This window comes from Nocardia sp. NPDC052001 (genome assembly GCF_040680615.1).
In the GTDB taxonomy this organism is placed as follows: Bacteria; Actinomycetota; Actinomycetes; order Mycobacteriales; family Mycobacteriaceae; genus Nocardia.
The window spans coordinates 99,329-110,744 of record NZ_JBFAXC010000010.1; the positions used below are offsets into that span (position 1 = coordinate 99,329).

Sequence of the window (11,416 nt, forward strand, 5' to 3'; positions counted from 1 at the left end):
GCTCAGTGCCCAACCATGCCAACGCGCAGATCACGAAGGTCCTCGTAGCCAATCGAGGCGAGATCGCCGTGCGCGTGATCAGGGCTGCCAAGGACGCGGGCATCGCCAGCGTCGCGGTGTACGCGGAACCGGACGCAGACGCGCCTTTCGTGAAGCTCGCCGATGAAGCTTTCGCGCTCGGTGGGCAGACCTCCGCCGAGTCGTACCTGGTCTTCGACAAGATCCTCGACGCCGCCGCCAAGGCCGGCGCGGACGCGATCCACCCCGGTTACGGCTTCCTCTCCGAGAACGCCGACTTCGCGCAGGCCGTGATCGATGCCGGTCTGATCTGGATCGGCCCGTCGCCGCAGTCCATTCGCGATCTGGGTGACAAGGTCACCGCCCGTCATATCGCGCAGCGCGCCGAGGCCCCCATGGCCGCGGGTACCAAGGATCCGGTCAAGAACGCCGACGAGGTCGTCGCGTTCGCCAAGGAGTACGGCGTTCCGGTCGCGATCAAGGCCGCCTTCGGTGGTGGCGGTCGCGGTATGAAGGTCGCCCAGACCATCGAGGAGATCCCGGAGCTGTTCGACTCCGCCACCCGTGAGGCCATCGCCGCCTTCGGTCGCGGTGAATGCTTCGTGGAGCAGTACCTGGACAAGGCCCGCCACGTCGAGGCGCAGGTGCTCGCCGACAAGCACGGCAATGTGATCGTGGTCGGCACCCGTGACTGCTCGCTGCAGCGTCGTTTCCAGAAGCTGGTCGAGGAAGCCCCCGCCCCGTTCCTGTCCGATGCCGTGCGCGAGAAGATCCATTCCTCCGCCAAGCGGATCTGCAAGGAAGCCGAGTACTACGGCGCCGGCACCGTGGAATATCTGGTGCAGGGCGAGACCGTGTCCTTCCTCGAGGTGAACACCCGCCTGCAGGTCGAGCACCCGGTCACCGAGGAGACCGCGGGCATCGACCTGGTGCGTCAGCAGTTCCGCATCGCCGAAGGCCATGAGCTGGAACTGAAGTCGGATCCGATCCCGCGCGGGCATTCGTTCGAATTCCGCATCAACGGTGAGGACGCGGGCCGCGGTTTCATGCCCGCCCCCGGCCCGGTCGTGGTCTACAAGGAGCCCGCGGGCCCCGGCGTGCGCGTGGATTCCGGTGTGGTCGAGGGTTCGGTCATCGGCGGTCAGTTCGACTCCATGCTGGCCAAGCTGATCGTCACCGGCGAGAACCGCGAGCAGGCGCTGCAGCGTGCCGCCCGCGCCCTGGCCGAGTACGAGATCGAGGGCCTGGCAACGGTGCTGCCGTTCCACCGCCACATTGTCGAGAACCCGGCGTTCATCGGCGACGGCACCAAGTTCGACGTCTACACCAAGTGGATCGAGAACGACTGGACCAACACCATCGAGCCGTACACCGGTGGCGTGCCGATCGAGGACGAGGACGAGGCTCCCCGTCAGAAGGTCGTCGTCGAGGTCGGCGGTCGTCGCCTCGAAGTGTCGCTGCCGGGCCAGTTCTCGGTCGGCGCGGCGCCTTCCACGAACGGCGCGGGCGTCATTCGCAAGAAGCCGAAGCCGCGCAAGCGTGGCGGCGCGGCCGGTGCGGGTGCTTCCGGTGATTCGGTTACCGCTCCGATGCAGGGCACCGTCGTCAAGGTCGCGGTCGAAGAGGGTCAGACCGTCGAGATCGGCGATCTGGTCGTGGTGCTCGAGGCCATGAAGATGGAGAACCCGGTCACCGCGCACAAGGCCGGTGTCATCACGGGCCTGTCGGTGGAGGCCGGTGCGGCTATCACCCAGGGCACCGTGCTCGCCGAGATCAAGTGATCTCCCGCCGGAACTGACCGTCCGGCAACAGCTTTCCCGTCCGGGCCGCTCACAGCTGTGAGCGGCCCGGACGTTTCTCCAGGTGTCGCGCTAAGGTCTTTGCATGGCTGAACCACCGGACATTCGTATCGGCACCGCGGAGCGGGAAGAGGCCATGAAGCGGCTGTCCGACAATTTCGCGGCGGGGCGGCTGAGCGTGGCCGAATTCGATGAGCGCAGCAGGATTGTCGCGGCCGCCATGACGCGTGGCGATCTGGAGCCGGTGTTCTCGGATCTGCCCGCGGTGGTGCTGGATAAGCCGGTTCCGGCCACGCGGGGATTGCGGTTCGGCGGGAATCTGCCGCAGCGGATCATGCCGGTGGTGCCGATTCTGGCGGTGATCCTGTTCTTCGTCACGCATCAGTGGTGGGTGTTCCTGTTGATTCCGGTCGCGGGTGCGCTGTTGTTCGGCGGTGGCAATCATGAGCGGCGCGGGCGCCGGGAGCGGAGGCGGGAGCGCTGATGGAACCCATCGAAATCAATGCGGGCAGTTGGTATTTGCGCGCACTGCGGGCCGATGAGCGCATCGACGATCGCCCCGCACTGGCCGACGGCGGCATCACCGATCCCGGCTACGTCGCCACGCGGACCGCGCAGTGGGCCGATGAGACGCACTACTCGTGGGCGGTATGCGTGCCGACCACCGCCGAGATGGTCGCCGAGATCGGCGTGACCCCGGGAGCCGACGGCACCGCCGCGATCACCGGCTGGGTGCGCGAGGGCTATCGCGAGGCCCTCGATGACGGTCTGGTCGCCGTGCACCGATTCACCTCCGGATTCCTCGGCCTGGAACCGGTCGCCGCGTCCTGAGATCCCGGCTCCGGACCGGCGATCGTGTCCGGTCCGGACAAATCCAGCACCCCTGAATCGCCAGCTCAGAGCCCTGTTACGGCGCTATCCGGGCCATAAATCATTGGTGCGCAGCCCTTTTCCACGAGACCCTGGAGTGGCATCCGAAGCCGACTACAGGGGAGCGGTTATGTGGGGCTGGAGTACACATCAGGCAGAACGCGCGGCGGTCTCGGCGGTCACGAGCTGGACCATCACCGAGCCGCGGCCGACCATCACCGAACACGAGATCCGGACCGAGACCCGGGGGATCGAGGACAGCGCACCCGCCGCGAACGGCGGGTGCGCTGCCGCGCTCACCGATGCCGAAATGCGCGTGGCGGACGCCCCGGCCGCCGGCCCGCGCATGCCGGTCGGGGGCTCGGGGGCCGTCGCACCCGGTGGAGTAGCCTCGCGGCATGGACAGGCCAGCCTTGGATATCGACCGACTGCGGAGCAGTCTCGCCGCCTCGCCGGAGGGGTCGTTCTTCACCGGGATCGACGTGGTCACCTCGACCGGGTCGACGAATGCGGACCTGGTTGCGCGTGCGGCCGATTCGACCATCGACCGGGTGGTGCTGATCGCCGAGGCGCAGGAGCGCGGCCGCGGCAGGCACGAACGGCAGTGGGTGAGCCCGCCGCGCGCGCAGATCGCCATGTCGGTCCTGGTGCGGGCACGCGGTATCGACCCTGAGGTCTTGGGCTGGCTGCCCCTGCTGACCGGGGTGGCCGTGGTGGACGCGGTGCGCGCGTCCACCGGGGTCAAGGCAATTCTGAAGTGGCCCAACGACATTCTGGTCGACGGCCGCAAACTGTCCGGCATTCTCGCCGAGATCGCCGCGGCGGGAACCGATCCCGCCATCGTGATCGGCGTCGGGTTGAACGTCAGCCTGACCGAGGCGGAATTGCCGGTGCCGCACGCGACTTCGCTACTGCTGTCCGGTGCGGGCGACGCCGACCGCACCGAACTGGCGGCGGCCATGCTGCGCGAGTTCGCGCGTCGCTTCACCGCTTGGGAGGCGGCAGGCTGGAACACCGCCGAACTTTCCGCCGAGTACCGGGATCGCTGCTCCACCATCGGATCTCAGGTCAAGGCCGAGATTCCGGGTGGTGAGGTGCTCACCGGCATCGCCACCGGTGTCGACGCGCACGGCCGCCTGTTGATCGGCGATCGCGCCGTCTCCGCCGGTGACGTCACTCACCTGCGCGCCGAATACTGAGCGCACCCCGTCATCGTGCGATGACGGGGTGTACGGGTATTCCGATGGGTGCTAGACGATTTCGGTGTTCGGCCTAGACGGTTTGGAGTTCGGCGCGGGCCGCTTCGCGGGCCAGCAGGCGGTCGCGCTGTTCCTCGAATTTGACCGTATCGGCTTCCAGTTTCCGCACGTACGCCGCCAGGATCTCCCGTGCTTTGTCGCCGCGCGGCCCGAAGTCGTTGCGCTCGAAGATATTCCAGTTCTTGAGCACCGGCTGCACTACCTCTTCCAGGTGCTGGCGCAGATCGTAGATGCCGTGCTTGGCCATCAGTACGCCGTTGCGCCGGAAGTTCGGCATGCCCGCGCCGGGCATGACGAAGTTGGTGAGCACCTTGGTGATCGCCTCCATGGCCTGATCGGGCGCCAGGTCCAGGCCCGCGCCGCAGAGGGTGCGGTAGAAGATCATGTGCAGGTTCTCGTCCGCGGCGATGCGCTGCAGCATGCGGTCGGCGATGGCGTCGTTGCATACGCGTCCGGTATTGCGATGCGAGATGCGGGTGGCCAATTCCTGGAACGTCACATACGCGACGTTCTCCAGGAACCCGCCCCAATCATCGGGTGACTGTGCGCCATTGGTCATGTGGATCATCCGGGCCTCTTCGAGCGCGACCGGATCGACGCCGCGGGTGACGATCAGATAGTCGCGGATGACGATGCCGTGCCGGTTCTCCTCGGCGGTCCAGCGGCCGACCCAGGTGCCCCACGCGCCGTCCTGGGAGAAGTTCTCGGCGATCTCGCGGTGGTAGGAGGGCAGGTTGTCCTCGGTGAGCAGGTTGGTGACCATGGCGATCTTGGCGACCTCGCTGAGTGAGGATTGCGAAGGGTCCCAGTCCTGTCCGCCCATGGCGGCGAAATTTCGGCCCTGATCCCACGGCACGTAGTCGTGCGGGTGCCAGTCCTTCGCCATGGACAGGTGGCGGTTCAGATTCTGCTCTGCCACCGGTTCGAGTTCTCGCAAGATTTGCAGCTGGGTCAACTCTCGGGTCACACACGCCTCCTGTGTCATGCGCCGGTTTTGAATGCGGCCGGAATGGTGTTGCGCGGGACAGCTCGACGAAAGGCAGATCTGAGTCGCCGATGCTACGCGGATGCCGCACGATTGTGCGCCAGACCGGTGTTCGGCGTGAGGCATTCTGTCATCTCCGCGGGATAGGGTGCTTACATGGGTTATCCAGAGGAAGCATTGGCGCCGGAGGAGCAGCTGGTGCTACATCGTCATCCGCATTGGAAGATGTTGTTCTGGCCCGCTGTAACTTTCATCCTGATCACCGCATTGGCCGGATTCGGGTTGGGCGTTGCCGCGCGCAATACCAATGACAACGTGGCGACCGGTCTGTTGATCGGCATCGGGGTGCTATGGCTGGTGATTGTGTTGTGGCGCAGCGTCATCCCGTTGATTCGCTGGAAGTCCACGCATTTCATCATCACCGACCGGCGGGTGCTGATCCGGCAGGGCGTGCTGACCCACACCGGTATCGACATTCCGATGAACCGCATCTCGAATGTGCAGTTCCGGCATAGGTTGTTCGATCGACTTCTGGGCACCGGCACGCTCATCATCGGGTCCGCGTCGGAGGATCCGCTGGAGTACGACGACATTCCGCATGTGCAGCAGGTGCACGCGCTGCTGTATCACCAAGTCTTCGATGTGGTGCAAAACGATCCGCGCAATCACGGTTCCCCGCCTGCCTACCCGTAGGCTTGCTCCGTGACCGCTGTACTGCTGGCCGAAGACGACGAGGCCATTGCCGCGCCGCTGTCGCGAGCGCTGGGGCGTGAGGGCTATGCGGTGACCGTGGAGAGCTACGGTCCCGCCGTATTGGAGCGCGCCCTCGAGGGCGGCCATGACCTGCTGATTCTCGATCTCGGACTACCCGGTATGGATGGTCTGGAGGTGTGCCGCCAGGTGCGGGCGCGCGGGGCGGATCTCGCGGTGCTGATGCTCACCGCGCGTACCGACGAGGTCGATTTCGTGGTCGGGCTGGACGCCGGCGCGGACGACTATGTCGGCAAACCCTTCCGGCTCGCCGAACTGCTCGCCCGGGTGCGAGCGCTGTTGCGGCGCAGCGGAATCGGGGACGAAACGGTCGAGGTGGGTGGAATCCGGCTCGAACCCGCCGCCCGCCGCGTACTCGTGAACGGCCTCGAGGTGAATCTGGCCAATAAGGAGTACGAACTGCTCAAGGTGCTCATCGACCGCGCCGGACAGGTGGTTTCGCGCGAGACCATTCTGCGTGAGGTGTGGGGTGACGCCGATCTGCGCGGCTCCAAAACCCTGGATATGCACATGTCCTGGTTGCGCCGCAAGATCGGTGACGAGGGACCGGTGGCGGAGCGCCGGATCGTGACGGTGCGCGGCGTAGGCTTCCGCTTCAACACCGATTAGCGGTTCCCGCGACCGGTTTTTCGTATGCTCCCCCCTGCGCCAGAGCGCGCGAGTCAGGTCGCGCCCAGGCGTACCCGCAGGTCCGTGCTGTGGCGTCGGCCGACGCCGTGGCGTATCCGTATCGAACGCCGAGCGAAGCGAGGCATCTCGACGATGAGACGCAGAATCCTGCTGTCGATGGTGGCCGCGCTCACCCTCACCACACTGGTTCTCGGTGTGCCACTGGCCTTCACGGCGTGGCAGTGGGTGGAGGACATCTCGCGCAATGAACTGCGCAATCGCCTCGATCGGATCGCGGTGGAGGTGGTGGCGCAGGAGCGCGATGACGGCCTGGTGCACGGGGAGCTGGATCTGCGGTCGGTGCGGCCGTTGATTCCGCCGGACGGGCGGCTCACCATCGTGTATCCGACGCCGCAGGACAATGCCTCGCGCATCGATGTGGGGGCGGATCAGGTGCGGGATCCGCTGGCCGAATCCCTGGCCATGGGCACCTCCGGATCGCTGCGGCTGGAAACCCCTGCCGCGCCGATGCATTCGATGCAGCGGCAGGCACTGGGCGCGGTCGCGGCGCTGGTGCTGATCTCGCTCGGCGCGGGCATCGCGGTGGCGGTGGTGACCGCGCGCCGGGTGGCGGATCCGCTGCGCGATGTGGCGGCGCGGGCCGCGCGCCTCGCGATGGGCGATTTCCGCGCGGATTCGCGGCGGCACGGGATTACCGAACTCGATCGCGTATCGGACGTATTGGACTCCGCGACAGTCGAAATCGCGGGGCGGCTGCAACGTGAGCACGCGCTCGTCGCCGATGTGTCGCATCAGCTGCGCAGTCGCCTCACCGCCGTGCGGCTGCGGCTGGACGAACTCTCCACCCATGACGATCCCGCCGTCGTGCACGAGGCGGAAGAGGCCATGGCACAGGTGGATCGGCTCACCGACGCCATCGACGAGTTGGTGCGCGCCTCCCGGGACGAAGGCGCGGCGGATCGCGATCCGGTGCCGGTCGTCGCGGAACTCCGTGGGGTGGTGGCGGAATGGCGGCACCCCTTCGCGGAAGCGGGCCGCAAACTGGTGCTGCTCGGCGACCCCACCCTGCGCGCCCCCGTCACCGGTTCCCGCCTGCGTGAAGCGGTCGCGGTGCTGGTCGACAACGCCCTCATGCACGGCGGGGGGACCTGCACGGTCTCGGTCCGCACGGTTACCGGCGGTCTGGCCTCCCGTGAACCCCTCGTCGTGGTCGAGGTGGCCGACGAAGGCGACGGCGTCCGAGATGAATTGGCCCCGCACATCTTCGACCGCGGCTTCTCGGCCGCGGGCTCCACCGGTGTCGGCCTGGCCCTCGCCCGTGCCCTCATCGAGGCCGACGGCGGACGCATGGAACTCCAGCGCCGCCGCCCGGCCCTGTTCGCCGTATTCCTCGGCTCCAGCGGCGGTTCCCCCCGCCCGGCCCCGAACGGTCCTGTCACCGAACCACGTTGATGACGCTCGTTTCCGGCTCGCCTCGGCGACGTCCACCCCGTCATTCCGGCGCGCCAACACCGTGCCGGGATGATGTCGCGTTCTCTATCGATTCCCTAACCATTCGCTAGCCGGGGCTGAGAACTTGCTCCATACCTTCGGATTCGTCAGACAGACCGGCGAGAGATCGTCGACGAACCGAAGGAGTTGCCATGCAGAAGACCACAGTTCGCCGCGGCGCGATCGCGGGCGGAATCGCGGGTGTCGCCGTGCTCGCTGCCCTGTTGGCCCCGGCGGTCGCCAATGCCGCCGAGCCGGACGCGACCGGTGGCGAGGTGGCTCGCCCCAGCGTGGTGATCCCGGTGGATCCGAATGTGCAGTACCCGTCCGACCCGTCCGAGACCGTCCTGGTGACCAAGGACGAGGACGGCAATGTCACCGTGCAGCGCGGCCGTCCGGGCCAGCTGCCGCCCGGCGCGATTCCGGCGACCCCGCTGGAGCCCGGTCAGCACGGCGTCACCATCGTCCCGCGCGATACCTATCCCGCCGCGCCGGTCGTCCCGGCGCTGCCCGCTCCGTCCACCGGCAGCGCGGGCTGATCCGTTCCCGGCGCGCGGCCGAGCTGTCCGCGCGCCGGACCCATGGCGCTGCCGCATGGCGTGCGCGGCGGAGATATCCACCGATCAATGGGAGATTCGGCCGAATTGTCGTACGGAAGCGCGGGGAGTGACCACTGGTCCGGGGCGATTCGCCCGGTGAGCGAAGAGCGTGAATTGGTGGCGCGGCTCGGCGGTTCGCTCACAGTTTCCGCACGGGTGGCGTCAGTAGGGTCTGGGCTGTGAGTGGTCCGCTGATTCTGGTTGTGGACGATGACGCGCGGGTGCTGGCGTCGGTGGCGCGGGGGCTGCGGCTGTCCGGGTTCGAGGTCGAGACCGCCGCGGACGGGGCCGCCGCGCTGGCGCGCATCACCGCGAGCGCGCCGCAGGGGATGGTGCTGGATCTGAATATGCCGCTGCTGGACGGCGTGCAGGTGGTGACGGCGCTGCGGTCGTTCGGGAACGATATTCCGATCTGCGTGCTGAGTGCGCGGGCGGAGGTGACCGATCGGATCGGTGCGCTGGAGGCCGGGGCCGACGACTATCTGACCAAGCCGTTCGACCTCGGCGAACTGGTCGCCCGGTTGCGGGCCATGCTGCGCCGCGCCCCCGCGCCCGCGCCCGAGGCGGATCGAATCACGGTGGGCCCCCTCAGTATTCAGCCGAGCGCCCGCCGCGCGTACGCCAATGACGCCCGCCTGGATCTCACCAAACGTGAATTCGATCTGCTCGCCGCCCTGGCCGCCGCCCCCGGCCAGGTCTTCACCCGCGCCCAGCTGCTGGATCGCGTCTGGGGCTACGACTTCGAAACCCAGACGAAAGTGGTCGACGTGTTCGTCTCCTACCTGCGCCGCAAAATCGAATCCACCGGCAGCCCGCGCCTCATCCACACCGTCCGCGGCGTCGGCTTCGTCCTGCGAGACGACGCATGAGGCAGGCAGGTCGTGATTCGGGCGCGGCATTGCTTCCGGGGTGCGCGGGTGGGGATCGGACCCCACGGCTCGCGGTGCGCCTCGGCGGTGCGGCATGAGGTGGGGATCGCCGCTGCGCCGACCGTTATCGCTGCGCACTCGCGTCGCACTGGCCAGCGCCGCGACGGCGGCCGTGGTGGTGGCGGTGATGAGCACGGTGTTGTTCGCGGTGGCGAGCAGTGATGCCAAGACGCAGGTGGGATCGGTGGTGGATGCGATCGCGCTGTCTCCGGCGCAGCCGCTGCCCGCGTTGCCGACGGATCCGAGCGCACCGCTGGTCACGACCGATGTGCCGGGCGCGCATGCGCTGCCGCAGCCCGCGACGCCCGGTCCGGAGCTGTATCTGCAACGCGGCCCCGATGCGGATTCCTCGACCGCGGTGGAGTTCGCGCGCACCTTCCCGGTGGCGGGCAAGACCGTCGTCGTGGCCGTACCCCGCACCGTCGCAACGGATTCCGCGACCAAGCAGCGCACCCGGATCATCGGTATCGGGGTGGCGGCGACCGCGCTGGCCGCCCTGCTCGGCTGGTATTTCGCCTCGCGCGCGGTGGCCCCGCTGCGCCGTCTCACCGCCGAGACGGCCGGGCTGGGGGATCGGCTGGCATTGGAGCCGCCCAAGCGCCCGGTGGCAAGTGAGACAAGGGAATTGGCCGATGCCATGAACACCATGCTGGACCGGATCGCGGTCGAGCGGCGGCACACCAGCGAAGCCCTGGTCACCGCAAGGGATTTCGCGGCGACGGCCGCGCATGAACTGCGCACCCCGTTGACCGCCATGCGCACCGATCTGCAGGTGCTGCGCACCATATCGCTCTCGGAGGCCGAGCGCACCGAGATCCTGGATGAGGTGCTCGCCGGTCAAACCGCGATCGAGGCGACCCTGCATGCCTTGGAGCGCTTGGCCGTCGGCGATCTGACCACCGAATCCGATTGGGAGGACGTGGATCTGGGCCAGCTCATCGATCAGGTGGTCGATGACGCCGTGCACATGCATCCGGGCGTCGCCATCGAAACCGAAGGCGTGGAACCCATTCGCCTGCGCGGGCTGGCGGCGGGTCTGCGCTCGGTGCTCGAGAACGCCATCACCAATGCCGTCCGGCACGGCTCCGCCACCAGAATCGACATAGCCGCTCGCGGCAGTGACGGCATCGCCACCCTCACCATCGATGATGACGGCACCGGTGTCCCCGAGTCCGAACGCGAGCGGGTCTTCGAGCGTTTCCAGCGTGCCAGCCCCAACTCCGGAAGCGGCCTGGGCCTGGCCCTGGTGGCCCAGCAGGCCCGCTTGCACGGTGGCGCAGCCACTCTCGCCGACAGCCCGCTGGGCGGTGCCCGCCTGACCGTCACGCTGGTCGTGGATCGAGGTTGACGCGGGCCGGGCATGGCTCTCGGCGCGGCGGGCCCCGACACCCCCGAATATGACGGCGGCCCACAACCGAAAGGTTGTGGGCCGCTATCTTTTCAGGCTCTAACTATGTCCGAGTTGTTCCTCGTTGACCAGATCCTCGAACTCTTCCTCGAGTTCTTTCATTTCATCCGGAAATACCCAGCGCCGCATGGCCCAGAATCGGAATGCCATCTGCAGCAGATTTCCGATGATGAACGCGCTGAAGAAGTCGGCGATGTTCTCGACGGTGAAGCTGACGTTCGGCTGGCGCAGGTCGAACACGTAGCTGGAGATGTACAGCGGCAGGCTGGCCAGCAGCACCCCGATGCCGCTGACCGCGAAGAACAGCAGCGCCTCGTGGTGCTTCTCGCGCCCGCCGCGCTTGTCGAAGGTCCATTCGCGGTTGAGGATGTACGACACGATGACCGCGATGGTGCCCGACAGGATGCGGGCGATCGTCGGCTTGGTGTCCAGTACGGTCCACTTCAGCAGGTAGAAAATCCCGATATCGATAACGAAGGTCGTCGCCCCGACAATCGCGAACTTCAGCAGTTCGGAATGGCGGTCGGCGAGGTCCCGCAGCGGTGTGGGCAGGACGTTTATGACCTTGTCGACAAATGACACCAGCCGAGTCTACGTCGCTTACCGACTCGGAGAGCAACCCGCGGGTTGTAGGGGGTCGGTGCCATGACAACATTG

At 67.2% G+C, this 11,416-nt stretch carries 13 protein-coding genes; 10 read left to right on the top strand and 3 right to left on the bottom strand.

Annotated elements, in window-relative coordinates; all coding sequences use genetic code 11:
- Positions 1-5: 5 nt before the first annotated feature.
- The 3 genes from AB0L82_RS34630 (at position 6) to AB0L82_RS34640 (ending at position 2,648) form a co-directional block, all read left to right on the top strand.
- Positions 6-1,799 (top strand): biotin carboxylase N-terminal domain-containing protein, encoded by a 1,794-nt coding sequence (locus tag AB0L82_RS34630; protein WP_364646228.1) that lies wholly within the window; start codon positions 6-8, stop codon positions 1,797-1,799.
- 103 nt (positions 1,800-1,902) lie between these two features.
- Entirely contained in the window at positions 1,903-2,301 is a 399-nt protein-coding gene (locus AB0L82_RS34635; protein WP_364646231.1) for a DUF1707 domain-containing protein, read from the top strand.
- Positions 2,301-2,648, top strand: a complete 348-nt coding sequence (locus AB0L82_RS34640; RefSeq protein ID WP_364646234.1) for a hypothetical protein — start codon at positions 2,301-2,303, stop codon at positions 2,646-2,648. Before AB0L82_RS34635 ends, AB0L82_RS34640 begins: the two co-directional genes overlap by 1 nt.
- A gap of 189 nt (positions 2,649-2,837) precedes the next feature.
- Here AB0L82_RS34640 and AB0L82_RS34645 read toward each other — a convergent pair whose 3' ends face one another.
- A complete protein-coding gene (locus tag AB0L82_RS34645) occupies positions 2,838-2,987 on the bottom strand; it encodes a hypothetical protein (RefSeq protein ID WP_364646237.1) in 150 nt (49 codons plus the stop codon).
- Between the two features lie 98 nt (positions 2,988-3,085).
- Between AB0L82_RS34645 and AB0L82_RS34650 the strand changes: the two genes are divergently transcribed.
- Positions 3,086-3,886, top strand: a complete 801-nt coding sequence (locus tag AB0L82_RS34650) for a biotin--[acetyl-CoA-carboxylase] ligase (protein WP_364646240.1) — start codon at positions 3,086-3,088, stop codon at positions 3,884-3,886.
- A gap of 73 nt (positions 3,887-3,959) precedes the next feature.
- Here the strand turns inward: AB0L82_RS34650 and AB0L82_RS34655 are convergent, their stop codons facing one another.
- The gene (locus AB0L82_RS34655) at positions 3,960-4,913 is read right to left on the bottom strand and encodes an acyl-ACP desaturase (protein WP_364646243.1); all 954 of its coding nucleotides are present in this window, start codon (positions 4,911-4,913) and stop codon (positions 3,960-3,962) included.
- Positions 4,914-5,087: 174 nt separating this feature from the next.
- On the opposite strand from AB0L82_RS34655, the gene AB0L82_RS34660 reads away from it, so the two are divergent.
- From AB0L82_RS34660 to AB0L82_RS34685, 6 genes are all read left to right on the top strand, one after another.
- Positions 5,088-5,624 carry a PH domain-containing protein gene (locus tag AB0L82_RS34660; RefSeq protein ID WP_364646246.1) on the top strand — a complete coding sequence of 179 codons (537 nt, stop codon included), beginning with the start codon at positions 5,088-5,090 and terminating at the stop codon, positions 5,622-5,624.
- 9 nt (positions 5,625-5,633) lie between these two features.
- Positions 5,634-6,311 carry a response regulator transcription factor gene (locus AB0L82_RS34665; protein WP_364646249.1) on the top strand — a complete coding sequence of 226 codons (678 nt, stop codon included), beginning with the start codon at positions 5,634-5,636 and terminating at the stop codon, positions 6,309-6,311.
- Between the two features lie 153 nt (positions 6,312-6,464).
- On the top strand, positions 6,465-7,784 hold the full coding sequence (locus AB0L82_RS34670; RefSeq protein ID WP_364646252.1) for a HAMP domain-containing sensor histidine kinase: 1,320 nt from the start codon (positions 6,465-6,467) through the stop codon (positions 7,782-7,784).
- Between the two features lie 191 nt (positions 7,785-7,975).
- Entirely contained in the window at positions 7,976-8,362 is a 387-nt protein-coding gene (locus AB0L82_RS34675; protein WP_364646256.1) for a hypothetical protein, read from the top strand.
- Between the two features lie 239 nt (positions 8,363-8,601).
- The gene (locus AB0L82_RS34680; RefSeq protein ID WP_364646259.1) at positions 8,602-9,291 is read left to right on the top strand and encodes a response regulator transcription factor; all 690 of its coding nucleotides are present in this window, start codon (positions 8,602-8,604) and stop codon (positions 9,289-9,291) included.
- Positions 9,292-9,385: 94 nt separating this feature from the next.
- Positions 9,386-10,699, top strand: coding sequence for a HAMP domain-containing sensor histidine kinase (locus AB0L82_RS34685; protein WP_364646262.1), 1,314 nt, complete (start codon positions 9,386-9,388; stop codon positions 10,697-10,699).
- Between the two features lie 99 nt (positions 10,700-10,798).
- Here the strand turns inward: AB0L82_RS34685 and AB0L82_RS34690 are convergent, their stop codons facing one another.
- Entirely contained in the window at positions 10,799-11,341 is a 543-nt protein-coding gene (locus tag AB0L82_RS34690) for a GtrA family protein (RefSeq protein WP_364646265.1), read from the bottom strand.
- Positions 11,342-11,416: the final 75 nt, after the last annotated feature.

What these genes read in the sequence shown, in the direction of transcription:
- AB0L82_RS34635 (WP_364646231.1), top strand. Translation starts at nt 1,903, where the DNA reads ATGGCTGAACCACCGGACATTCGTATCGGCACCGCGGAGCGGGAAGAG.
- AB0L82_RS34640 (WP_364646234.1), top strand. Translation starts at nt 2,301, where the DNA reads ATGGAACCCATCGAAATCAATGCGGGCAGTTGGTATTTGCGCGCACTG.
- AB0L82_RS34650 (WP_364646240.1), top strand. Translation starts at nt 3,086, where the DNA reads ATGGACAGGCCAGCCTTGGATATCGACCGACTGCGGAGCAGTCTCGCC.
- AB0L82_RS34660 (WP_364646246.1), top strand. Translation starts at nt 5,088, where the DNA reads ATGGGTTATCCAGAGGAAGCATTGGCGCCGGAGGAGCAGCTGGTGCTA.
- AB0L82_RS34670 (WP_364646252.1), top strand. Translation starts at nt 6,465, where the DNA reads ATGAGACGCAGAATCCTGCTGTCGATGGTGGCCGCGCTCACCCTCACC.
- AB0L82_RS34675 (WP_364646256.1), top strand. Translation starts at nt 7,976, where the DNA reads ATGCAGAAGACCACAGTTCGCCGCGGCGCGATCGCGGGCGGAATCGCG.
- AB0L82_RS34685 (WP_364646262.1), top strand. Translation starts at nt 9,386, where the DNA reads ATGAGGTGGGGATCGCCGCTGCGCCGACCGTTATCGCTGCGCACTCGC.